The 25,932-nt window shown below is 31.7% G+C and carries 18 protein-coding genes; 17 read left to right on the top strand and 1 reads right to left on the bottom strand.

The annotated features are described in order from the left end of the window. Positions 1-509 precede the first annotated feature (509 nt). The 16 genes from FGM02_RS16430 (at position 510) to FGM02_RS18125 (ending at position 22,617) form a co-directional block, all read left to right on the top strand. The gene (locus FGM02_RS16430) at positions 510-725 is read left to right on the top strand and encodes a hypothetical protein (RefSeq protein WP_139959588.1); all 216 of its coding nucleotides are present in this window, start codon (positions 510-512) and stop codon (positions 723-725) included. 230 nt (positions 726-955) lie between these two features. Continuing rightward, positions 956-5,809 (top strand): RecQ family ATP-dependent DNA helicase, encoded by a 4,854-nt coding sequence (locus tag FGM02_RS16425; RefSeq protein ID WP_139959587.1) that lies wholly within the window; start codon positions 956-958, stop codon positions 5,807-5,809. A gap of 13 nt (positions 5,810-5,822) precedes the next feature. After that, the gene (locus FGM02_RS16420; RefSeq protein ID WP_139959586.1) at positions 5,823-6,302 is read left to right on the top strand and encodes a hypothetical protein; all 480 of its coding nucleotides are present in this window, start codon (positions 5,823-5,825) and stop codon (positions 6,300-6,302) included. A 32-nt stretch (positions 6,303-6,334) separates the two neighbouring features. After that, positions 6,335-6,523: a hypothetical protein gene (locus FGM02_RS16415; protein ID WP_139959585.1), complete on the top strand. Its 189-nt coding sequence runs from the start codon at positions 6,335-6,337 to the stop codon at positions 6,521-6,523. Between the two features lie 310 nt (positions 6,524-6,833). Beyond that, positions 6,834-9,788 carry a type I restriction endonuclease subunit R gene (locus FGM02_RS16410; RefSeq protein WP_139959584.1) on the top strand — a complete coding sequence of 985 codons (2,955 nt, stop codon included), beginning with the start codon at positions 6,834-6,836 and terminating at the stop codon, positions 9,786-9,788. Continuing rightward, entirely contained in the window at positions 9,781-11,070 is a 1,290-nt protein-coding gene (locus FGM02_RS16405) for a restriction endonuclease subunit S (protein WP_139959583.1), read from the top strand. The genes FGM02_RS16410 and FGM02_RS16405 overlap by 8 nt, the downstream gene beginning before the upstream one ends. Positions 11,071-11,072: 2 nt before the next feature. Continuing rightward, on the top strand, positions 11,073-12,143 hold the full coding sequence (locus FGM02_RS16400; protein ID WP_139959582.1) for an AAA family ATPase: 1,071 nt from the start codon (positions 11,073-11,075) through the stop codon (positions 12,141-12,143). 11 nt (positions 12,144-12,154) lie between these two features. Next, a complete protein-coding gene (locus FGM02_RS16395; protein ID WP_139959581.1) occupies positions 12,155-13,780 on the top strand; it encodes a type I restriction-modification system subunit M in 1,626 nt (541 codons plus the stop codon). A 44-nt stretch (positions 13,781-13,824) separates the two neighbouring features. Then, the gene (locus tag FGM02_RS16390; RefSeq protein ID WP_139959580.1) at positions 13,825-15,144 is read left to right on the top strand and encodes a hypothetical protein; all 1,320 of its coding nucleotides are present in this window, start codon (positions 13,825-13,827) and stop codon (positions 15,142-15,144) included. Between the two features lie 25 nt (positions 15,145-15,169). Beyond that, entirely contained in the window at positions 15,170-16,012 is an 843-nt protein-coding gene (locus FGM02_RS16385; RefSeq protein WP_139959579.1) for a GIY-YIG nuclease family protein, read from the top strand. Between the two features lie 9 nt (positions 16,013-16,021). Beyond that, the gene (locus FGM02_RS16380) at positions 16,022-16,393 is read left to right on the top strand and encodes a DUF6979 family protein (protein ID WP_139959578.1); all 372 of its coding nucleotides are present in this window, start codon (positions 16,022-16,024) and stop codon (positions 16,391-16,393) included. Between the two features lie 209 nt (positions 16,394-16,602). Next, complete coding sequence (locus tag FGM02_RS16375) at positions 16,603-19,080, top strand: tetratricopeptide repeat protein (RefSeq protein WP_139959577.1); 2,478 nt, start codon at positions 16,603-16,605, stop codon at positions 19,078-19,080. Between the two features lie 70 nt (positions 19,081-19,150). Beyond that, the gene (locus tag FGM02_RS16370; protein ID WP_139959576.1) at positions 19,151-20,584 is read left to right on the top strand and encodes a viperin family antiviral radical SAM protein; all 1,434 of its coding nucleotides are present in this window, start codon (positions 19,151-19,153) and stop codon (positions 20,582-20,584) included. A 354-nt stretch (positions 20,585-20,938) separates the two neighbouring features. Then, entirely contained in the window at positions 20,939-21,442 is a 504-nt protein-coding gene (locus FGM02_RS16365; RefSeq protein ID WP_139959575.1) for a hypothetical protein, read from the top strand. Beyond that, positions 21,432-22,124, top strand: coding sequence for a hypothetical protein (locus FGM02_RS16360; RefSeq protein WP_139959574.1), 693 nt, complete (start codon positions 21,432-21,434; stop codon positions 22,122-22,124). Before FGM02_RS16365 ends, FGM02_RS16360 begins: the two co-directional genes overlap by 11 nt. Positions 22,125-22,440: 316 nt before the next feature. Next, the gene (locus tag FGM02_RS18125; protein WP_166461211.1) at positions 22,441-22,617 is read left to right on the top strand and encodes a hypothetical protein; all 177 of its coding nucleotides are present in this window, start codon (positions 22,441-22,443) and stop codon (positions 22,615-22,617) included. A 567-nt stretch (positions 22,618-23,184) separates the two neighbouring features. Here FGM02_RS18125 and FGM02_RS16355 read toward each other — a convergent pair. Then, a complete protein-coding gene (locus FGM02_RS16355) occupies positions 23,185-24,069 on the bottom strand; it encodes an AraC family transcriptional regulator (RefSeq protein ID WP_139959573.1) in 885 nt (294 codons plus the stop codon). A gap of 447 nt (positions 24,070-24,516) precedes the next feature. Here FGM02_RS16355 and FGM02_RS16350 point away from each other — a divergent pair, with 447 nt between their 5' ends. Next, entirely contained in the window at positions 24,517-25,929 is a 1,413-nt protein-coding gene (locus FGM02_RS16350) for a hypothetical protein (RefSeq protein ID WP_139959572.1), read from the top strand. Positions 25,930-25,932: the final 3 nt, after the last annotated feature.

Below are 25,932 nucleotides of genomic sequence, written 5' to 3'. Positions count from 1 at the left end.
CCAACTTTTGCACCTGATCCGGAATTTGACCTAGAGGGTTATTTCGTAAAAAATCAAATGAAAGCCTCGTGAAAAGAAAAGCTGTTTGAGCGTAGCGAGTTCTTTTTATTTAGAAAATAAGAATAGCATTTTAGAAACGTTCATCAAGTCTTGACCTTTGGTGGAGCCTGTGCTGAGCTTGTCGAAGTATTTGTGTCAAGGCAAAAGAACAAGTATAAACATAAATTACAAAATAACACTATGACCTCAAGTGTCAAGCAAGAGTGAAATTTAAAGGAGTCTCTGAAGAAATAATTTGTGAAAGAATGGAAGTGTGTTTCTGTAAGAAAAAGAGCATTCCATTTTGAAACAAATGATACGCTGTAATTTCATAAAGGGGGAACTTTATCTTTTGTGGAGCCTGTTCTGAGTTTCACTCAGTATTTGTATCATGACAAAATGATAAGCTAGGCAAACTCCATTTTGCATATTAATTTTGCAACATGCAATACACACAACATTTCAAAAAGATGAAACTCTCAAAAGGTGTACCTCATTTAAATCATGACCGACACAGCCGGTATTTCAATATCGTGGCTATCGAATTTCATATCGACCAGCTAAAGAAAATAAGATTTAGTAGTGGAACCGTCTTTAAACATATTAATAAGTTTGAAGATAAATTGGAGCATATTACCAAAGGGTTATCTCCAGAAGAGTTGTTCTTAGAGATGGTAGAGCTTTAATTATAATTTCAAATGAATGTTATTTTTAAAATAAAGTAATTTCCGTTACCGAAAATGTATTCAGGAGTCATTTCATAACTGTTTCGTAACATTATTGCTATTTGTCATGTTTTCAAGTGATAAAATCTATTATATTTATTGTCGTATAAATAAAGTCACCAATTTAGAGATAAAAAAGCTCTCTTTCATAGTGCATATTTTGTGTACAGTGTCTTTATTATAGTGAACATATGACAAACAAAATTCTGTATATAGACATAGAGACTTCTTTAAAAGGTAAGATAAATGATGTTGGAGCAATTTTTAATGGCCAAGAACTCCATGAAAAGCAGTTGGTCAGATTAGAAACTTGGATAAAGCAGGCGGAATACATATGCGGTCATAATATTGTATCGCACGACATCCCGTTGTTAGCGAGTGTTTTAGGGAATGAAATATTTAAAAACAAAAAAATAATTGACACCTTGCTTTGGTCTCCAATTATTTTTAATGACAATCCATATCATAAATTAGTAAAGGGATACAAAATTGTCAATGAGAGTGATGTGAACAACCCACTTTCTGACTGTAAGCTAACCAAGCAATTATTAATTGACGAACTAAATAGATTTAACGAACTAGATAGTAATAGTCAACAAATCTATGCGAATCTTTTGTATAGTAATACGGCATATTCAGGTTTCTTAGATTTAATAAACTTTAGTGCACAACCAATAAATATCGATATAACAATAAACAGACTCTTTAGTAATAGAGTTTGTGAAAACACCAATATTTATAAGCTAGCGAAAGATTACCCAGTAGAATTAGCCTACACGTATGCTTTGATAAGTACTAAAGAAGATAAGTCTGTATTAGCATATTGGATCAATCATAAATTTCCAAAAACGGTACAGATCGTGAATGACCTCCGTTTCAATCATTGCAATGAGTCAACTTGTAATTATTGCAATTCTAATTTAAATCCGAAAAAAGCATTACAAACTTATTTTGGTTATGATGATTTCAGAAGTTTTGATCCTAATGAAGAAATAAGTCTGCAAGAAAAAACAGTACGTGCAGGTCTGACAAATGATTCGTTTGTAGCGGTATTTCCCACAGGTGGAGGGAAATCGCTTACTTTTCAACTTCCTGCCTTAATGAAAGGTTCTTTATCTCGGCAACTAACAGTAATCATATCACCTCTCGTTTCATTGATGAAAGATCAGGTGGAAAACCTGGAAAAACGATTCGATATAACAAAGGCGGTTGCTATAAACGGTTTACTGTCTCCTTTAGAGCGGAAAGATGCTATTGAAAGAGTTGAAAACGGAGATATCCAGTTATTGTACTTGTCACCAGAATCTTTGAGATCTCCTACCATATTAAGAATATTAAAACAACGTTCCATAGCACGGTTTGTAATTGACGAAGCACATTGCTTTTCGTCATGGGGACAAGATTTTAGAGTAGATTATTTATACATAGCCGAATTCATAAAAAACTTAGAAGAAGGAATGTTGTATAGAAGAATACCTGTTTCTTGTTTTACAGCTACGGCAAAACCTCAAGTAATAACGGACATAAAAGAATATTTCAACAAAAGATTAGGTGTTGAATTGGATGAGTTTGTTACTAGGGCAAGTAGAACAAATTTAAAATATGAAGTAATTGATATTAAGGATCCTGCTCTTAAAATGGGAGAGTTATTAAAACTTTTAGACAGATGTGAAAAGCCTGCAATTATTTATGCTTCTAGAACAAAGAGAGTCGAAGAGATTCATGGATTGATTGAAAAAGCGGGGTTTAGTGCTACTTATTTCCACGGCAAGTTAGACAAAGATGTCAAGAAGGATTACATGGATGCTTTTATGAACAACCAAAAGGAGATCATTGTAGCAACTTCTGCTTTTGGTATGGGTGTAGACAAGGATGATGTAAAGTCTGTGATTCATTATAACATATCTGATTCTTTAGAGAACTATGTACAAGAAGCAGGGAGAGCTGGTCGTGATGAGAATATACAAGCCAAATGTTATATTCTATTTAATGAAGATGACCTCAATAAGCATTTCAGTTTATTACAACAAACCAAAATTAATCAAAAAGAGATTCAACAAATTTGGCAGGGACTCAAGTATTTGTCGAAATATAGAAAAAACAATAAAATCAGCAACTCTGCATTAGAAATTGCACAGAAAGCTGGTTGGGATACTGAAATGCAAGAACTGGAAACGAAAGTAAAAACTTCCATTGCGGCATTAGAGGATCAAGGGTTTTTAAAAAGAAAACAAAATTCACCTAGTGTTTTTGCCGACAGTTTAATGGTGCCAAATTTAAATAAGGCACTTGATAAAATACATCAGCATAAAAGTTTAAAAGAAATAGAAATACAAAACTGTTCTCGTGTCTTACAACGAATCGTAAAAGATGATGAATGCAGGATTGATTATTTAGCAGATACAACAGGTCTCAAATTGAATGAAATCAGAGATGTTATAGATACCTTAAGAGAACTCAAAATACTGGGGGACTCAAAAGACCTAACTGCTTTTATCAATACAACGCAATCATCAAATAATTCTAAAAAGATATTAGAACGCTATAGAAAAATTGAAATAGTATTACAGCAATGTTTAAAAAATAGCATTAAAATATCCATGCGTCAACTGAATCAAAATTTGATTGATATGGGGTTAGAAAAATCCTCTATTGACGCAATAAAAAACATTTTAAACTATTGGGAAATAAGAAATTTCATTCAAAAAACGCGAGTCGATAGAGAGAATGATCTGTACCAAATTAAAATTAAATACAGCGAGGAATTAAAAAGCGATATAGCTTGGAGACATGAATTATCCATTGATACCTATGAGCTGTTAGAAAAATTTCAGTTGGAACAAAAAGAAAAGCAGGTGTCTAAAGAGAAAAAAGACTTACCTGTTTCTTTTTCAATGCTAGAGTTAAAAGAATCCAACCATTTATTCGGACAGATTAAAGAAGAAGATATCAAACGATATGAAAAAACACTACTCTTCTTAAATCAAATAAAATCTATAAAACTTGAAGGTGGTTTTATGGTTTCCTATAATAGGTTAAACATAGAGGAAATAGACGATTCTATTCCTAGATTTACGAAAGGAAATTTCGAGAAAATGGGCGATCATTATGATCATAAAACGCAGCAAATTCATATTGTTGGAGAATATGCTAAAAAAAGAATTCAAAATTATGAGTCAGCATTGATGTATGTAAATGACTATTTCAGGATACCTTACGAAGAGTTTTTAACAAAATATTTCCCTCGTAGAAAGACTGAAATTGGGACTCCCCTGACTCCAAAACGTTTAAAAGAAATCATAGGCGACTTAGATACGGATCAAGCTAAAATAGTGAACGATGGAAAATCTAATAATATTTTGGTACTTGCGGGACCTGGTAGTGGGAAAACAAAAGTATTAGTACATAAAATAGCGAGTCTATTGCTGTTGGAAGATATCAAGCCGGAACAGTTTTTAATGCTAACTTTTTCTAAAGCTGCCTCTTTAGAGTTTAGGTCGAGAACTAGAAAATTGGTTCCAGAATACGCAGGCTTAATTAAAATAACAACTTTTCATGGTTTTTGTTTTCAGTTATTAGGACAATTGGGAGATTTAGCAAAATCTCAAAATGTAATCAAAGATTGTTTAGAGGCGATCAAAAATGAAGACATTGATATTTCATCAATAACAAACAAAAGTGTATTGCTTTTAGATGAATTTCAAGATGTAAATAAAGAAGAATGGGAGCTTATTCAACTCATCATACAGAAATCGGGAAATATACGAGTCATTGCTGTTGGTGATGATGATCAAAATATATACGGATTCCGTGGTTCGTCTAATCAAAACATGCTGGATTTTAAACAAAAATACGAGGCAACTCAATATGCATTGATTAAAAATTACAGAAGTTCTTCAAATATTGTGGAGTTTAACAACGAGCTGTTAAATACAATTCCTAACAGGCTAAAACAGGAGGTTTTAGAACCAATAAACAGTAAAGATGCTGCGCAAATTCTACTCATAAAATACAGTAGTTCGTATCTAGAAAAATCTGTAGTAGACAATGTCATAAAAGACAATCATTCTGGTACAAGAGCAATATTAGTTCGCACAAATAAACAGGCTTTATTACTCAGTACATTCTTAAGAGACGCAGGTCAAAGAACAAAACTTATTACAGGCTTAGAGGGGTTTAGTCTAAGTGATCTATTGGAACTAAGAACATTTACGGACGCATTAAAACAAAGGGAAAATGACGCAGGTATCATTTTTAATAAAGAATGGATAGAGGCAAAAAGAACTTTTAAAAACTTGCATGTAAACAGTCCTCATTTTGATACCTGTGTAGCGATTATCTTAAAATTTGAAGCAAATTACGAAAAGCAAAAACAGCTCATAGACTGGTACGAATACATTCGTGAAATAAAAATGGAAGATGCAATCAATGCAGATGCAAATGTCATCATCATTGCAACCATGCACAAAGCAAAAGGGAAAGAGTTTGACCATGTTTATGTATTGCTAGAAGATTATGTTTTTAATGACACGGAGTCCAAACGTGTACTATATGTAGGCTGTTCAAGAGCCAAAAGAACATTGCAGATACATTGCAATGCTAGTTTTTTTGACAACTTTAGAACAGATAAATTAGAGGTGAAAAGTTTTAATGGTACAACAACACAGCCACAACATTTTGAAATAATCTTAGGACATAAAGATATTTATTTGGCATCACAGAAATACAACGCTACGGCAGCTGCAATCAATACCTTAACTTCTGGCGAGCTTTTAAAACAGGATACGGTTCAGTTTGCTAGCAATGCCGCTTTAGGCTTGGCAAAAATGAATACTCGTAATATACTCGTGTTTTCTAAGTCTTTTATAACAACCAAATACAATACCTTTTTAAAAGATGGCTACAAACTGATTAATGGTAATGTAGAATACCTACTCTATTGGTATGATGCTACCGAAGGGAAAGAATATAAAATAGTACTACCTAAGTTGAGGTTTGTGAAAGATGTAAAAACTGGAATATTAGACCAGACAGACACAAAATAAAAGATTACAATTTATGAATACCAATAAGTCCATTGAATTATTAGAAAACCTAAAAGTATCTATTTCTAATAATAGCAATTTTAGCCTAGAAACTAGTGATGCCTTAAGTTTTGCAATCGAGAAACTGAAAGCGGAACAGAATGGTGGTCTTCCTATTGATAAAAATGAAATTAGTACTATTGCTGATTTACTGCGGAATAGCGCAACGAACCCTACCTATTCTCGTATTGTGAAATTCCTACTCGGAAACCACAGGCAACTTCCTGAACAAGTTACTTCACATGAGTTGTTTGGGAAATATAAAAATACATACAAACGTGGCGAGTTGACAGATTTCGTAGTTTCAATAAAAAAGCAACCCAGAGAAACAGTGAAGAAGAGTAATACGAGTCAATCTAATAAATGGATGGAGATTACTTTTTTCTTAGAAGAACGATTTAACAAACTATCCGACAATGCAATTAATCAATTAAAAAGTAAAATTCAGAAATAGAATTAGTTCATAAAGACAATTTGTCAAGCAGCATGATAGAATATCGTAAAATTAATCCTCGTTACAGAGAACCTTGGTCGGAAAAAGAAATAAAGCTTTTAGAAACGGCTATCAAATACACAAACGATCTTAAATTGTTAACAGAGAGTTTTGGTAGAACAGCTAAATCTATTGAAGTGCAAGGACAAAAATTAATTTATGAAGCGAAAACAAAAATCTAAAAAGAAAGCTTTGAGCTTAAGGTTTATTTTGAAAAAACTACAATAATATAGACTTTATAAAAAAATATCCAGAATTAAAATTTAGATTTTATAAAGATTAATATTCCAAAAACATTAAAAAGCAGTCTTCTTAAATCAATTCTAAATATTAAGTATTAGAGTTCGGTTTTAACTGAGTTTTTGCACATAAAAATAAGTAGAGATTCTAAGCGTTTACTACGTGTTTTTTCATATTTTTAGACCTCTAAATAGCAAAGTACATTAATTGGAGGCAATCAATATTTTGAGAGCCGTTAGCAACAATTGACCAATGATAAAAGAACAACAAATAGAAGAAGAATTAATCGAAAGATTAATTGGTTTAAAATACAAGTATCGTAAGGATATTAGGGATAAAGCTAGTTTAGATAAAAACTTCAGAGAAAAATTTGAGGCACTCAATAGAGTAAAATTAACAGATACTGAATTCACTAGATTACGCGAAGAAATTATAAATCCAGATGTCTTTAAAGCATCGAATTATCTAAGAAAAAGAAATTCTTTTACTAGAGAAGATGGTACGCCGTTGCATTACACATTGGTGAATATAAAAGATTGGTGTAAAAACGAATACGAAGTCATCAATCAACTTCGTATGAATACCGAAAATAGCAATCATAGATATGATGTTATTTTATTGATAAACGGTATCCCAGTTGTTCAGATAGAATTAAAATCGCTACATGTCAGCCCTAATCGTGCAATGCAACAAATTGTAGATTATAAAAATGATTCAGGAAACGGATATACAAATTCGTTAATGTGTTTCATGCAATTGTTTATTGTCAGTAATAAAACACGGACTTTCTATTTTGCGAATAACAACAACAATCATTTTGCTTTCAATGCCGACGAACAATTTTTACCAGTGTATACTTTAGCAAGTGAAGACAATAAAAAAATCAACCACCTAGACGATTTTACGGATAAATTTCTCTCCAAGTGTACCTTAGGTGAAATGATCAGTCGCTACATGGTTTTGGTAGCCAGTGAGCAAAAAATATTAGTAATGCGTCCGTACCAAGTGTATGCGGTGCAGGCTATCGTAGAATGCATAAAACAGAACAGAGGAAACGGATATATTTGGCATACAACAGGAAGTGGTAAAACACTAACATCTTTCAAGGCTTCTACATTGCTAAAAGACAATCCAGATGTAGAGAAATGTTTATTCGTAGTAGATAGAAAAGATCTCGATCGTCAAACACGTGAAGAGTTTAATAAATTCCAGGAAGGGAGTGTTGAAGAAAACACCAATACAGAAACTTTGGTAAGAAGAATGTTATCTACAGATTATGCAGATAAAGTTATTGTTACTACCATTCAAAAGCTAGGTTTAGCGTTAGATTCTAATAATACAAGAAATTACAAAGAGCGTTTAGCGCCGTTGAGTAATAAACGTGTAGTTTTTATTTTTGATGAATGCCACCGTTCTCAGTTTGGTGATAATCATAAAGCTATTGTTGAGTTCTTTCCAAAAGCACAATTATTTGGATTTACGGGGACTCCTATTTTTGAAGAAAATGCAACTGCTAAAATGATTGAAGATGATCTAGCTTCATTCAAAACTACCGAAGATGTTTTTCAAAAGGAATTACATGCGTATACGATTACCCATGCCATAGAAGATAGAAATGTACTTCGATTTCATATAGATTATTTTAAAGTAGAAGGAAATGCAGACTTCAAAAAACTAGCGCATAAATTAGGGGTGCTGGATGCTATTTTGTCTAAACATGAAAAAGCAACACATAACAGAAGGTTCAATGCTGTTTTTGCCACCGCTTCTATCAATGATGCTATTGAGTATTACGATTTTCTAAAACAGAAACAAAGCGAGGCATTAGCTCTAAATCCTAACTACAAACCGTTAAATATAGCTTGTGTGTTCTCTCCTCCTGCAGAAGGCAATAAAGACATCAAGCAATTGCAGGAAGACTTAGAACAAGAGAAAAAAGACAATGAGCTAGAGCCTAATAAGAAAAAGGAAGCCTTAACAAAAATCATCAACGATTACAATCAGCAGTTTGGTACCAATCATACGATAACAAAGTTCGATTTATATTACCAAGATGTTCAAAAACGTATCAAAGATCAAAAGTATTCAAACGCAGATTATCCTCACGAAAATAAAATTGATGTGATGATTGTGGTAGATATGCTACTAACGGGTTTCGATTCTAAATATTTAAATACCTTATACGTTGATAAAAATTTAAAATACCATGGTTTGATACAGGCCTTTTCTCGTACCAATCGTGTTATCAATGATACCAAGCCTTACGGTAATATTTTAGATTTCCGTCAACAGGAAGAAGAAGTAAATAAAGCCATGGTATTGTTCTCTGGTGCGGATGTTGAAAACCCTAAAGAAATTTGGGTGGTGGATACTGCAGCTAAGGTGATTGAAAAATACAAAGAAGCGATAGACAACTTAAAAGTCTTTATGGAGTCTAAAGGTTTAGAATGTACTCCTTCTGAAATATCTAATTTAAAAGGTGATGAAGCGCGTGCGGAATTTATCAATACATTCAAAGAGGTACAACGTTTAAAAACACAGTTAGATCAATACACCGATCTAGAAGATACCCAAGCAGAAATCATTGAAGAGGTCTTGCCTACGGATGATTTCCGTTCGTTTAAAAGCAATTATTTAGATACGGCAAAGAGTTTAAAAGAAATACAAGCCAAGCCTGGTGCTCCTGAAGTAGTGGAGCAGTTAGATTTTGAATTTGTATTATTCTCTTCTGCAGTTATAGATTACGATTATATTATTGGACTCATTTCAGAATACACACATGACAAACCAACCAAACAAAAAATGTCTCCAGAGCAATTGGTTAATTTATTAAGCTCTAGTGCTAATTTAATGGAGGAACGTGAAGATATCATTGCTTATATCAAAACATTAAAAGTAGGGAGTGGTTTAACTGAAAAAGACATTAGAGTAGGCTACCAAAAATTCAAAGCAGAAAAATCTGATATAGAACTTTTAAATATTGCGGAAAATCATAGTATTGAAATTGAAAGCCTAAAATCTTTTATCGATGAAATATTGAGTAGAATGATTTTTGATGGTGAAAAGCTAACAGATTTATTAGCGCCTCTAGAATTAGGTTGGAAAGACCGTAGCATAAAAGAACAAGCATTGATGGATGATTTAGTGCCTTTATTAACAAAACTAGCCCAAGGGCGTGAAATAGCAGGATTAAACGCTTATGAATAAAGAAAAACAAATACTGCCTGAATTACGTTTTCCTGCTTTTGAAAAGGATGACGAATGGATTAAAGAATCTCTAGGAAAAATAGGGAAACCTTTGATGTGTAAAAGGATTTTTAAAGAGCAAACATCAACCAGTTCAATTAATGCAATTCCATTTTATAAAATAGGAACATTTGGTCGTGAGCCAGATGCATACATTCCTGTTGATTTGTATAATAAATTTAAAAGTAAATTTTCTTTTCCAAATATTGGGGATATACTTATTTCTGCATCTGGTACTATTGGTAGATTAGTAGTTTATGATGGTTCCGATGCATATTTTCAAGACTCAAATATTGTTTGGATTGGAAATGATGAAACACAAATATCAAATACGTTATTGTTTTATTGTTATTCAACTTTAGTTTGGCAAACATCAGATGGGGGTATTATTAAAAGATTATATAATTCCAATTTAAAAGAAATGGAAATATATTTCCCTAAATGTCACAAAGAACAACAAAAAATAGCAGATTGTTTATCATCTTTAGATGAAGTTATTACAGCAGAAAGAGAAAAACTAACGGTATTAAAAGACCACAAAAAAGGTTTATTACAACAACTATTCCCTGCGAAAGGTGAAACAACGCCTAAATACCGTTTTCCTGAATTTGAAAATGATGGGGATTGGGAAGCAGTAACTATTCAAAAATTAATAGATGATAAAACTATTATTAGCCATTTAGATGGAAATCACGGTGCACTATATCCGAAAAGCGAAGAGTTTTCGAATCAAGGCGTACCATATATTTCTGCTAATGACTTTATTAATGGAATTGTAGATTTTAAAAACTGTAAAAGAATTCCGATAGAAAGAGCCAAGAAATTTAAAAAAGGAGTGGCTAAAAATGGAGATATACTTTTTGCTCATAATGCAACAGTTGGTCCTGTAGCTAGATTAGAAACAGAATTAGATTTCGTTATATTAAGTACTACAGCCACATATTTTAGATGCGACAACATGAATTTATGTAATAATTACCTGTTACAATATTTGATTACCCCTAATTTTATTGCGCAATACACACGCGTTATGTCTCAGTCAACAAGAAATCAGGTTCCAATAACAACTCAAAGAAAATTTCACTTATCACTCCCAAAAAAAATAAAAGAACAACAAAAAATAGCCAATTGTCTTTCGTCAATGGATGATTTAATAGAAGAGCAAGTCAAAAAAATTGAAGGCCTTAAAAATCACAAAAAAGGATTAATGCAACAGTTGTTCCCTGATACTAATAAATTATAATTATGACATTACAAGAAATAACAGATGACATAATAGGGGCTAATGAAAATATTTATTTAGTCTATGCTTTTAATGGTACAGGAAAAACACGTTTATCGGTTAATTTAAAAGATACTCTTAAGCAAGAAGATGGTTCTCACCAAGGTGTGTATTTTAACGCGTACAGTGAAGATTTGTTTACTTGGGATAATGAAGAAACGATGCTGGAAATAAAACACAGCTCTTTGAATACGTTCCATCAATACATGGGAACAGAATTGGATATACAAAATAAGCTGAAGTATTATTCAACAAAGTTTGATTTTAGATACAATCTTATTCAAGATGATGACCCTCAAAAAGGATGGAAATCAATTTCTTTTTTCAATCCTGATGATGAGGATACGAATATTAAAATTTCTCGTGGTGAAGAAAAAATATTTATTTGGTGTTGGTTTTTAACCTTATTTGAGGTTAGTGAATTAGTCGACGATCAAAAGGAATACATTTTTATTGATGACCCCGTTTCAAGTTTAGATGACAACAATATTTTTAATACATCTCGCTTATTAATAGATTTATTTAAAGAGAAAATAGATGTAACTAAAGTGGTCTTAACTACACACCATGCAGGTTTATTTTCTATTTTAAGCAGTTGGCTGAGAAAAGGTGATAATGCAGCAATATTCAAAAGTGAAAATGAAGATGGTACGTTGAAAAACAAATTTATCACCAGAATCCTTGAGAAAAATGAGAATAAATATAAACTAAAATCCACCAAAAAGGGAAGTTTTTTTTACCACCTTATGCTTGTAGAGAATCTTAAAGAAGCTATAGCATCAGACGACATAGATTTTCAACATTTTGTTTTTTTAAGGCAGTTACTTGAAACGATTAGTTCTTTTTTAGGAAAACCTAGATTTAGTTATGCTTTAGAAAAAATGAACATAAGTGATGTCAGTTCAGTAACCGATATAATTAATGCCAGGTCACATGAGTTTTACAGTCAAAAAGCATCATTCTTAGATGCGCCAGACAAACAGCTTATTAATGAAATAATGACAGAAATAGATAGCAAATTTGATTTTGCTTAAAAACATAAACGATGACAGCAAAACAAAAACAAGAAGAATTAGGTAAAGCACTTTGGAAAATAGCAAATGAATTAAGAGGGTCTATGAATGCGGATGATTTCCGTGATTATATGTTGTCTTTTTTATTCTTACGTTATTTATCTGATAATTATGAAACGTCTGTTCAAAAAGAACTGGGTTCAGATTATCCTGTTTTAGAAGAAGACGATAAACGTACACCTTTATCTGTTTGGTATGATGCAAATCCCAAATTTATAGTTGACTTTGAAAAGCAAATGCGTAGAAAAGTACATTATGTAATTGAACCTAATTTTTTATGGAGAAGCATTTCAGAACTAGCACGTACCCAAAAAACAGATTTATTACTCACGCTACAAAATGGATTTAAGTACATAGAAAACGAATCTTTTGAAAACTCTTTCAAAGGCTTGTTTTCTGAAATCAACCTAACCTCTGAAAAGTTAGGGAAAAATTACGATGAACAGAATAAAAAACTGTGCACCATTATACAAAGTATTTCTGAAGGTATTGCAGATTTTGATACAGATACAGATACTTTAGGGGATGCATATGAATATTTAATTGGTGAATTTGCAGCGGGTTCTGGAAAAAAAGCAGGGGAGTTTTATACACCGCAGCAATTATCTACCATTCTTTCAGAGATTGTAATCTTAGACAGCCAAGATCCAAAAACTGGTGTAAAACAAAAAATTAACAAAGTACTAGATCTTACTTGTGGTTCTGGTTCCTTGCTATTGAATGTAAAACACAAGATTGAAAAAAATAATGGTATTCTAAGCAGAATCTATGGTCAAGAAAAAAATGTAACGACTTACAACTTGGCACGTATGAACATGCTATTGCATGGGGTAAAAGATTCTGAATTTGAAATTTTCCATGGGGATACCTTAAAGAATGATTGGGATATTTTAAGTGAAATGAATCCTGCTAAAAAAGAAACGTTTGATGCCGTAGTAGCAAATCCACCTTTTAGTTTACGTTGGGATGCTTCTGAGGAAATGGGACAAGATTTTCGTTTTCAAGATTACGGTTTAGCACCTAAATCAGCAGCAGATTTTGCTTTTTTACTACATGGTTTTCACTTTTTAAGTGACAATGGTACCATGGCAATTATTTTACCTCATGGGGTTTTATTTAGAGGTGGTGCAGAAGCTCGTATAAGAGAAAAATTATTAGTAGATGGTAACATTGATGCCGTAATAGGCTTACCTTCTAATTTGTTTTTCTCAACTGGGATTCCGGTATGTATCTTAGTTTTAAAGAAATGTAAAAAGAACGACGATGTACTATTCATAAATGCAAGTGGTGAAGGTAATTTTGCAAAAGAGAAACGTCAAAATCACCTTAGGCCAGAAGACATCAAGAGAATCGTAGACACCTATATTAATAGACCAGAAGAGCCTGTGGAGCGTTATGCTCGTAGAGTTTCTATGGCAGAAATAGAAAAAAACGAGTACAACCTAAACATCTCTAGATACGTTAGTACTGCCAAAGAAGAAATTAAGATTGATTTAAATAAAGTAAATGACAAATTAATTGCTATAGAGAAGAAAGCTAATAAAGCACGAAACGAGCATAATAAATATTTGAAAGAATTAGGATTGAAAACTATTTAAGACTTCTTCCAGCAAGAGGTACATCATAAGCGTAGTCAATAAAAATGATAAACAAAAACAAACTCCCTTTTAAGCAACTACATGATAGTTATTCGCAAGAGCGCACTGGAAGTAAGAGCCGGAAAAAAAAAGGAGGTATATCATTTAGCAATACAGCACCTTCTTCTTCAGCCCAATTCTCAAAAGAGCTGAAAAGGATTATTCGTAATGGTGAAGAATTGAAATATTCAGATTGCGTTTTCGATTATGAAGTTAACTTAAGGGATTATGAATTTAATCAAAAAGTAAGATTTCATAGATGCGTTTTCAAAAAGGGAATTAATTGTTTAAACACGACATTTAATCAGTTGGTAGATTTCTATCAGTCTACGTTTGAAGAAAATCAAATATTTCATTTGACAGATTTTTTGAATATTAGTATTTTCTCAGAAACCAAATTTGAAAAAGCTGCAATTTTTAGACATAATAAAGTATCTGAAAACACATATATAAGTTTTGAGAAATCTCATTTTGAAAATGGATTAGATATATCAAACTCTAATTTTTGGTGTACACTTCAAGTCTATGATATCAAGATTAAGAACGAAATACCTGACTTAATTAGTTTGTCATTTTATGCTGCTAATAATATTAGTGTTATTAAAAGTGCTTTAGAAAAAAGAGAAAACAAAGTCAATTTATTTGACAGTATTGAAAAAGATAATCTTCATAGCCATTTATTTCATAAATTCAAGTCCTATCTCCCTTTTTCATCAGACATAGGACCTTCAGGTTATGCATTTGATAATTATATTAAAAATGCTATTGATTCAGGTTTTCAAAAGGAGGATGACAAAGTATTTATGTTAGCATTATTCAAATCAACATTTAAAGGTTTACGTGAAAGTTACAGGAGAATCAAACAAGAATTTCGTAAAAATGAAAACCATATTGAGGCTTTAGATTTTCATCACCACGAAATGACTCTTTTCAGAAAAGAATTGAATTACAAAAAAACGGATGACTTTATAAGCCGTATTGACAAAAGGAGAAATCAGTTTATTTTATTCTTAAACAAACATTCAAATAACTATAAGCGAAGTTGGTCTATCGGGGTGATTTTTACATTAATTACCGCTTCGATATTTTACTATTTACCTGTTGTCTATTGTCAATTTACGGGACAGACTTCCATCTTGTCTGATACAGAATGTAATTTAGAAATCAATGGTTTCTTACGTTTTATAAATCCTTTAGAATTCAAATACATACCTTTTCACATAAAAGAATCGAGTTTTGTTTTATGGTTTTTTATTGGGAAAATAATGATTGGTTATGGTTACTATCAAACAATTCAAGCATTTAGAAAATATGGTAAAAACTAACTACATTTAAATAAACTTAATCGCTATGAAAATCAAACCTCAAACCATACAAATATTTCTGCCAGACGGTTCCCCTACCAGTATACGTGAAGCAGAAATTACGAATCGTTTAGTAAAAGCAATTTTGTTTCCAAGAAATAAAATACAAGAAGTTTCAAAAAGGGAAATGGTGCATTTTACGGGTGTCTATTTTTTATTTGGGATCAATGAAGATAGCAGCAAGTCAATGGTGTATATAGGTGAAGGTGAAGATTGTTTCAAACGCATACAATCACACAATCGCAACAAAGATTTTTGGTCTCACTGCGTAATCATCACAACCAAAACAGATGAGTATACGAAAACAGATGGTAAATACTTAGAGCATTATTGTTTAGAAAAAGCCAAAGAAATTGGTAGATATAGTACAGATAATGATACGGGGTCTAAAAAGCCATCGATACCGGAAAGTAGAGAATACGATTTGCTCGACAACTTTGAAACGGCGAAGATATTGTTGGCTACCTTAGGCTATCCTATTTTTGAAGAAAAACGAAAAGCACAAACCAATAAAGAGTTATTTTATTGCAAGGGAAAAGACGCCACTGCTATAGGTGAACTAACAGATGATGGTTTTCTAGTGCACAAAGGAGGTAAATGCACCATCAATGAGGCCAAGGCTATTGGTCCATGGGTTTCAAAATTAAGAACACAATTATTAGCAGATGCCATATTAAAAGAAGAAAATGGTGTTTATGTTTTTCAACAAGATTATATTTTCAACTCACCAAGTGCAGCTGCAGTAACTATTTTAGCACGAGCAGCAAATGGTTGGACTGCATGGAAAGCTAAAAACGGAAAAACTTTGGATACGTTAAAAAGGAAATAATTTTTTAAAATGTCAAATTACAATAGTTACGGTACCTTATCAGTTCTCGCTATAAAAACAGGTGTCAACCCGAAAGAAGCTTGGAAACTAGCTGCAATAGATATTTTTGATTCTAAGTCTTCACAAGATAAAGGCTGTCCAAAAAACACATATTTAGGCTTATGTGAAGAAGGGTTAGTAAAAGGTATCCCAAAAGGAAATTACACTAGATCGGTTAAGAATAAAGACTATGCGTTAAAAGCACTTAAAATATTAAAAAGCAATTCATCGTCTACCTTTTCACCTAAGGCATTATGGGAAAAACTAGAGTTAGGCAATAAAAGACATAACTCTCAGATGGATGTTGTCATAGCTTTGTGGGTAAATGGTTTGATAAAATAAGTAATAGAAGGATTAAACTAGACATTGTGATAGAAAAAGAAGGGGAAATAATTGTGTAGATTCTAAATGGAAAAGCCAAACAACACTCCGTATAAAATCTACGTAAAATGTATATCTACCCACATTATTGGATTTTGAAATATAATTGTATATATTTGAAGAGTCTAAGTCAAAAATATCGCTAAGCGACAATCTATAAATTTTTGACAATGGAAAAAAACATTAAAATTAATGCTGTAGTAGCATTTCATAAAGGTGATTACCATAAAGCTTTTATTACTTTATGGGAACTAGGTGTAGTCGAATTTCTTCAATATTCTCAAAAAGAAAATAGAAAAAACAAAAAATACAACTGGTTAGTAAAAAGTGCACGATGTAAAAAATGTACAGCTTCTTCTAGTTATTTTTGGAACACCTTTATCTTACAAGAAAATATATTTTCGGCCTGTTTTACTTCACAAAGCACGGTCTCGTTACTGCTTATATATTATACTAAAACAACTATTTTTAGTGAGGCTTTTGAATCCAAATTAGCCAAGGAATTCCCCGCTGTTTTTATTAAGGCCATTAGGGAAAATGAAGTTTTCTTCAGAGAGGATCGTATTGGTTTTTTATTAAAGGACGGTCTACTAAGTGAAGACTATGTAATTCATCAAGATGTTTGGGAATCTTTTCAAAAAACTGAAGTAGAACTTTGGAGAGAAATAGAGAGTATCATCGTTGAAATAGAAAAACATCCATTGGAGCACATTCTGTTTTTTACGGTTGCCTATTTTGAAACAAAAAACTTCGATGCTAATTTTGATGCAAATAATCATAGTGTATTGGCCAATGTTTATAATTTTTTTATAGACTTAATTTTAAGAAACTCTAATATAAAGCAACAGACTCTCAGTTCAGTACAATTTGCCATTGATTTTAGTAAGACTCTTTTAAAAAATGAATATCCTAGACTTAAAAAGCTTGTTTTTAAATGTCTTAGTTTAATAACAGAAAGGCAAACTCTGAATATGAACCTTTTTCAACTGTATTGTTTTAATCCTAAATTTGAACCAAAGTACATTTATGAGTCTTTATGTTTTTATGAATCTCCAGAGTCTAAATACCAATGGTTTGAAGATGAATTACGTTATAAAGTGAATGAAGTAGTTTATCAAGATAAAGGAAGGGTTTTAGTTGAAAGTCAATTAGAAAATGGTGGTGAAATAGCGAGTAAACACAAAGAGGATTATTTAAATAACAAAGCTTTGGCATATAACCTACGAGCTATAATTGAAATTTTGGAAGATTTAAAACTAACTCATTTTTATATTAGAGATAGTAATAGTAAAAATATAAAAGTAGAGGCTACTAAGGTTATAAAACCTATCTATGTACATGCTTTTAATAGATTGGTTAGATATTACGAGGTCTTAAAAGACATACAAAATAGTAACGTGTTACTTACAAGTAATTGGCAAGAAGCATGTACATATCTAGTGGTTAAAAATAAAGAAAAATTTCAGTTGCCTTTTGTGTATAGTACCCAAGAAGAGTATATAGATTTATATAGCAAAGCAGATAAGGAATTTGAAGTAGAAACTGTAGTTCAAGTCTTACAACAATTTGCGTTTGACAGAAAAAATCTACGTAAATTTGATTCATTTGATAGATTTATTATTAGGTATTCTGTAATGGATACACCTTTTCTATTATTAGGTGATTATATATTTAGTCCTGTTTTATTTTTTACAAGCTTTACTAGTCAGAATGTATATGTCAATTCCTTACTTAAAAATAATAATAGGCGAACAGCTATGGATGTTGAAAATGTATTAGAAGACTTATTAGTAAGGCATGGTTTTGAGGTGGTACATCCCAGCCAAAAAGAGGTAGGTTTAATTGATGGAGATGCAGATCTTATCGTTTATGATAAAGCAAATGTTTTATTAATTCAATGTAAGAGAACAAACTTTAGGTTAGACTATAAAGCTCAAAATTATGAGTTAATTCATACCAATGTAAAAGCAGCGAATCAACTAAACAATGCAGAAGAATATTTATCTAAAGAAAATACTGTTTTTGATGTAAAGAGCAGAAAAGTAACAAAATGGATTGTTTCAAATTCCTTTGAAAAAGTAAATACTGAAATAAATGATTGCTTAAAAGTGAATTATTTGGACATAGTGAATGTTTTAAACAATAACGAAGGAATGAGTTTTAAAACACTTCCCGATTTTATTTCCTTTTTTGATAAGGATACTTACTTTGAAGTGATAGGAAAAGAAATGATTGGGAAAGATGAAATATTAAAAGGAATGTTTTCATTGAAAAACATGGGTCATCGTACTATTGCTTGGAAAGATTTTGATTTACAAAAAGGAAATAAGTATAAACATTATTACAATAAGGGATTAGAGTTAAATGAAGGCGGAAACCATCAAGCAGCTATCAAAGCCCTTACAGAATGCTTAAAATTAGAGAATGAAGATTTTGATGTGCATTCTGCAATTGCAAATGTATATGCAGATATAAGGAATTTTGAGAAGGCATTTTTTCATTATGAAAAAGCGTTAGAAATTGTTCCTAATGAACCTTTATTATTAAAGAATTATGCAATTAGATTAGCAGAGTTTGGTAATGAAAAATCTATAGAGTTAACCAATCAAATTTTTAATAAATACCCATTTTTAAACTTAGCCGAATGACATACATGGAATAATCAGTTTACAAGTATCGATTTAATCATCCAAGTGGATCAATTTAAATTAAATCAATATGAAAACAAATGAATTTATTCCAAGTGTAAACTTCCATTTATGGGAGCCGTGTAACATGAAATGTGGATTTTGCTTTGCCACATTCCAAGATGTAAAGCAAACAATTTTACCAAAAGGGCATTTGCCAAAAGAAGAGGCCATAAAAGTCATTGAAAAATTAGCAGAAAAGGGTTTTGAAAAAATAACGTTTGCAGGTGGTGAACCTACTATTTGTCCCTGGATTTCTGAGCTAATTAAAATAGCAAAGAAAAAAGGAATGACAACTATGATTGTAACCAATGGTAGTAAATTAACGGATAAGTTTTTAAAGGAAAACTCAGGGTATTTAGACTGGATTGCTATTAGTATTGACAGTTTAAATGAGTCAACGAATAGATCAATTGGTAGAACGCTGTCTAAGAAGAAAAGCATTTCGAAAAATGAGTATAGAGAAATCATTGAAAGAGTAAGGAGCTATAGCTATAGATTGAAAATCAATACGGTTGTCAATAGGTATAATTTTGAGGAAAACATGATTGATTTTATCTTGAAGGCAAAGCCTGAGAGATGGAAAGTATTACAGTCATTACGTATAGAAAATCAGAATGACGACAAGTTTGATGAATTTGAAATATCTCAAGAAGAGTTTAATTTATTTATAGAAAATCATAAGCTAGTAGAAACAATTGTTCCTGAAAGTAATGATCAAATTACAGGTTCTTATGTGATGATTGATCCAGCAGGTAGGTTTTTTGACAACACAGAAGGGACTCATATGTACAGTAAGCCCATAAATGAAGTTGGTGTGAATGCTGCAATGAGTGAAATGAAGTATGATTTTGAAAAATTCATGAACAGAGGTGGTGTTTATAATTGGAATGTCAACACTCAAAATTCAATGAATAAAATTACTTTATCAGGTGGAGTTGCCTCAGGTAAAAGTACAGTAGGCAAACTGATTGCTCAGAAACTGAATTTTCAATTTATTTCAATAGGCAACAAAACGAGAGAGGTAGCAAAATCTAATAAAATGAGTATTGTTGAATTTCAAAAAATGTGTTTAATGAATCCTGAATTAGATAAGAAAATTGATAGTGAATTTGCGAATGAATGTAACGCATCAGATAATTTGGTGATAGACTATAGATTGGGGTTTTATTTTATCAATGAATCTTTTAATGTCTTTTTTAAAGTATCAGAAGACGAAGCTATAAAAAGATTAAAGAAGTCAGTAAGAACAAATGAGACATTTCATACTGTGAATGAAAGGAATAACCTGTTTAAGAACCAGTTTTTGAATACATACGATATTGATGTTTTTGATGAAAATAATTACGATTTAATTATAGAGGTAGATCATAAAAGACCAGAACAAATAGCTGATGAAATTATAGAAAAGTATATGCTTTTATTTAGCAGAAACGGAGTCAAGGAAAATAATAAAAAAAGGTGAGATCTTTTATAATGAAATAACAAACAAATACCAGCCCATTACAGCTAGTTGCCTCGTACCTCAGCAACTACTGTAATGAGCTTTTTATATAATTGTTCAATAACATTTTCAACATTCGCAACAAAATATTGCCAAACTAAAACCAATAGGTTTCGCAACCATGGCACATGCCTTTTTCGTCGTACCTAAAAAAAGAAAAAAGCCATTACCTTCCTAGCAAGGTGAATTCAAAATATTGCGTATCGCGATACGCAATATTTATTTGTAAGTAGTTTATTCATATAGTTTTATTTTGTAATATTGCATATCGCGATATACGATATTACTGTAATTATGAAGGCAAACAACACACAGATGAAACCGCAAGACGTATTACTATTATTAAAAGTGATATGTGTAGATAATCCTCAATGGAATCAAAAATCAATTGCAGAATCCTTAGAAATGAGCCAGTCAGAAATAAGTGAATCAGTAGCACGTTCTAAATTTTCAGGTTTGTTAGATCCGAAAGGGAAAGTTGTTATGAAATTAGCTCTACTAGAATTTTTACAATTCGGCCTACGATATGTGTTTCCGCAAAAACCTGGAGCAGTAGTACGTGGTATACCAACATCTCATTCCGCTCCACCACTAAATAATCTAATTAATAGTACAGAACATTATGTTTGGCCTTATGCAAAAGGTACAGTAAGAGGGCATAGCATTATTCCCTTGTACAGTTCAGTTCCACAGGCAGCCTTAAAAGATGTGCTTTTATATGAATTATTAGCCTTAGTAGATGCTTTAAGAGTGGGAAGGGCTAGAGAAAAGGAAATAGCAATTGCAGAAATAAAAAAGCGTTTACAACTTGGAGAATAGAGTGATAAATATAGCTGTTGTAGCAGAAGTTGCAAGGGCATTAAAATCTATAAAAGAAGAAATAGTTTTTGTAGGAGGTGCTGTGGTCAGTTTGTATACAGACGATCCAGCAGCTGATGAAATCAGGCCTACACAAGATATAGACATGACTTTAAACATTGTGAATATAAGTAAATGGGTCAATCTACAAGAAGAGTTAGCAAATTTAGGTTTTCATCCAGATCCACAAGGCCATGCAATTTGTAGTTACAGGTACAAAGATATTCCTGTAGATATAATGTCTACAGAAGATGGACCATTGGGGCCAGCAAATAGATGGTACAAAATAGGTTTTCAAAATTTATGGACTGTAAAAGCAAATGATCAAGAGATAAAAATATTTTCAGCACCATGTTATTTAGCAACAAAGTTTGAAGCCTATAATAATAGGGGAAATGACTACAGAACAAGTCATGATATTGAAGATATTATCTATGTATTTGATAATAGAACTACGATAGTAGATGAAATAGCGACTACTGAAAAAACGATCAAATCTTTTTTAATTGAAGAATTAGAAAAAATAATAACTAGAGGTTTATTAGAAGAGGTGTTAATGACACATATCCATCCATTAATGATAGAAGAACGATTGCCTTTAGTAAAAGAGAAAATAGAAGAAATTGTAGGGCGAGTATTATAGAGCATAGGATATATACTTTCTCATACCAGCACATTCCGGCTAGTTGCCTCGTGCCTCAACAACTACTGTAAAGCGCTTACACGTAGGTGATCAATAGCATTCCATAGTATCGTAGTATAATCTTGCTAAACAAGTACAATAAAGTTTCGCAACCATGGCACATTCCTTTTTCTACGTGCCTCAAAAAAGAAAAAAGCCATTACAATTCCATCAAAACGATCTTCACAATTTTGGCAAGTAGCAATGTTTAGCTAAACCGACATACAAGTATATTTCGTAAAAATGCATTTGAAATTTACGTAATATAAAAAGCTGATTGAGCGTAGCGAGTTCTTTTTATATAGAAAATGAGAATAGCGTTTTAGAAATGTTATTGAAGTCTAGATTTGGAGCCTGTGCTGAACTTGATTCAGTATCTATTCAGCAATGGAAAAAGAAAATGAAAGAACTAAATGCCATCTTGTATCAGGGTAAAAAGAACACGTGTCATTAATTAAAACTGAAAAAAATAAAATATAATTTATCGAAAATCAGCACATTCCAGCTAGTTGCCTCGTGCCTCAACAACTACTGTAAAGCGCTTATATTTAGGTGATCAATTGCGTTGTATAGTATCGTAGTATAATCTTGCTAAACAAGTACAATAAAGTTTCGTACCCATGGCACATTCCTTTTTTATCGTACCTCAAAAAAGAAAAAAGCCATTGCAATTTTATCAAAACAAACTTCACAATTTCGGCAAGTAGCAGATTTGTAGTTGCTTACTTCAGTTAGGCGCTAAATAAAAGAGATAAATTATAAATGGATGTAGTTTAGGCCTTGTGGGAAAAGTATTTTATTGTAAATATAATTTATCGTAGTGTTTCATGGAATTGAATGATAAAAACGAATACAAGTAAAAGTCTATTGAGTTATATAAAACTAATAGAATTAATTTAGGCAGAAAATTAGTTTCAAAGTGAGATATTCATTGTCACAGTTGAGGCTTGTTGTGTTAGATTAAGTACAGATTCAATTCAGTTATAGGGATTTTAAAAGAAATGTTTTTCAGCTGTAACCTTTATTTGTGTTGATGTTTTTTATAGTCTCTAGGTGACTTTCCCATATAGTTTTTAAAAATTCTTGAAAAATACAGAGGGTCTTCAAAACCCGTTTTAAAACTAATTTCTTTTATACTGTAATCCGTATAACTTAAATATTCACATGCTTTTTGGACTTTTTTCAAATTAAAGAAAACCATTATAGAGTAACCTGTTTTGGTTTTAAATTTAGCATGTAAATATGATTTAGAATAATTAAATTTTGATGCTATTTGGTCTAAGGTTAAGTTTTGATCTAATCTTTCTAGAAGATAATCTTTTATAGAATCGATGATGTTATCATTGAGGTTGATATGCGTCTTGTGGTTTGTTTCAAAATTGTGATAAATAAAAGTGCTGATAAAGTTTAGGCTTAACAAATTAGCGTATTCTATTTGGTTCTCTAGATTGTTGCTGTCAAAAAGGCTAAATATTTTTTCAAAAAGATTTATTTTTTCAACAGTAAAAGGAATATCAATATTTTTGTTTGCTACAAATCTGTCATAAAGTGGTGGGGCTAGTATTCCTTTGTAGTGGAGCCAATAGATACTCCAAGGGTTTTTTTCGTCAGCTTTGTATTCGTGTTTTGTGTTTTTTGGAATGATGTAAAATTGGTTTGGCGAAATCTGAATCTTAGTGTCATTCAATAAAATTTCTCCTTTTCCTTTTGTACAATAAATAAAAATATATTGATCTGCTCCTTTCTTTCTAAACCTATAATGGTGGTGTGCTTTGGGATAATATCCTAAGTCGCTAATATATAGTGATTTGGATATTTTGTTGTTTTTTATTATATTAATAATAGACTTAGGATGTGAAATAATTTTCTGTCCCATAAACCCCTCTCTCAAAGTAGTATTGTCCATTGTTTAGCGTTTTGTTAAATTATGTCCATTATGAATATCGGTTACTATTCTTTTAATAAAACAATTTCAAAGATATGAATTTTCAAGATTGTTCAATTGATTTTAGTGCCGTTTTGTGAAATAAAATAAAATAATTTGCTTTGTTTTTGTATGAAATAATTTAATAACGAGTTTTTTTACATGTATTACCATGTGAAATAGCTTATTATTAAGCTGTTTTATTTTTTTATTTAGGTGTTGTTTTGCTCACTAGTTTGTAAATAGAAATAGATAAATGTTAACAAAATTATTTTTGGTTTTTAAATTTACAATTAATTAGTTTAAGATATAAATAGAATTTCATAAAGTGTTATTGTCCATATATGCAGTTTTAATCTCTATCTTTTCAAGGGAGCAAAAGTGTAGGTTTGTATAAATATAACTAAACATTAACATTAAATATTAACCATGAAAACAACAAAAGCAATTTTATTAATCTTTTTGACTGTTTTCGCTATAACGATAGGTTGTAGCGATAATGATTCTGTCAAAGTAGATTCTAGTCCGGATTTTCAATCTTGGGTAGATGAAATATCTTCATTGCCAGGGCAAACTTTTATATTTGAAGGTATAGTTTCTGATCCAGCAGGTATAAAGTCTGTAAATTTGAAATATGATCCTTGGTCTTTAGATAAAACAATTCTAAAAGATTCTTTTCCTGAAACTTATGAACTTGCTTATAAGTTTAAGATACCAGAGTATGCGGAAGAAAATAGCTCTCACACGGTGACGGTTACAGTTACAAATGCAGGAGGAAAGAAGGAAATAAAAAATGTTGTAATTACTTTAGATCAAGATGTTGTTAATCCAGTAATTCAAATAGCTAAACCAATTAATGGAGCAACAGTACTTATAGGTAATGGTTTTGAAGTTAATTTAGATGTTACAGTGTCTGATGCTGAATTGGATGAATTCAAAATAGAAAGCACTTTGCTGAATGAAAGTATTGCTATTACTGGAACTTCTTATAATTACACAAAAGCTCTAGATATCTCAGATAGTGGAAGTTATTCATTTGTAATTAGTGTAACGGATGTTTCTGGGAATGTTGAGACGGAAACTGTAACGGTAAATGTGTTAAATGATCTGTTGTTTGATGCTATGTATATTACGTCTCTTACGGATAATGAGGCTTTAAATTCAGATTTATTTGGTCATCCATATGTCTCGGTTCCAAGTAAAGTAGCGGGAGAAGATGGTAATGTTTTTACAGCTAGATATTATTCACCAAGTGTAAACACAGAGGTTAGATTTTTACCTCAAAAAGGATCATTTCAGCCTTATACGTTTGGAGCAAATCCAAATGTTCCTGGTGAGCTAGTTTTGGGCACAGGAGCAGACGTTGATCCAATTATTTTACCAGAAGTTGGGTATTATGAAGTAACTATGGATTTGCGAGATCAATCATATATGGTAACACCGTATACACCTACTGATACACCGTACGATCAAGTCTATATTTTAGGAAGAGGTGTTTTTGTTGGGGATACATCAGTTTGTGTTAATAATACCGATGATAGCACGCAGTGTTGGCATTTTAAATCTGGTAAGCCTTTTGTGAAGGATGCGAATAATTTATTTTTATGGACTTTAGACGTGACTGTCGATGATCAACCTGATGATGCAGGAGCTAATGGTTTTATTTTGAATGCAAATGCTGCAGGGTGGGCTCCTTTTTGGAGGGTAGATAATGCTGAGGCCCCTGAAGCGACTGTTCCTGGAGGTGGCGCAAATTATATATTCCCTGATTCAGCATTAGGAAAAGACTATACGATAATATTTGATACGCATCTTAATAGATTAGTAGCAGTATTAAGATAACTA

Source organism: Flavicella sediminum, from assembly GCF_006381105.1.
Lineage (GTDB): Bacteria > Bacteroidota > Bacteroidia > Flavobacteriales > Flavobacteriaceae > Flavicella > Flavicella sediminum.
The sequence above is the reverse complement of the archived record's forward strand: the minus strand, read 5'-3'. Positions and strand labels throughout refer to the sequence as shown.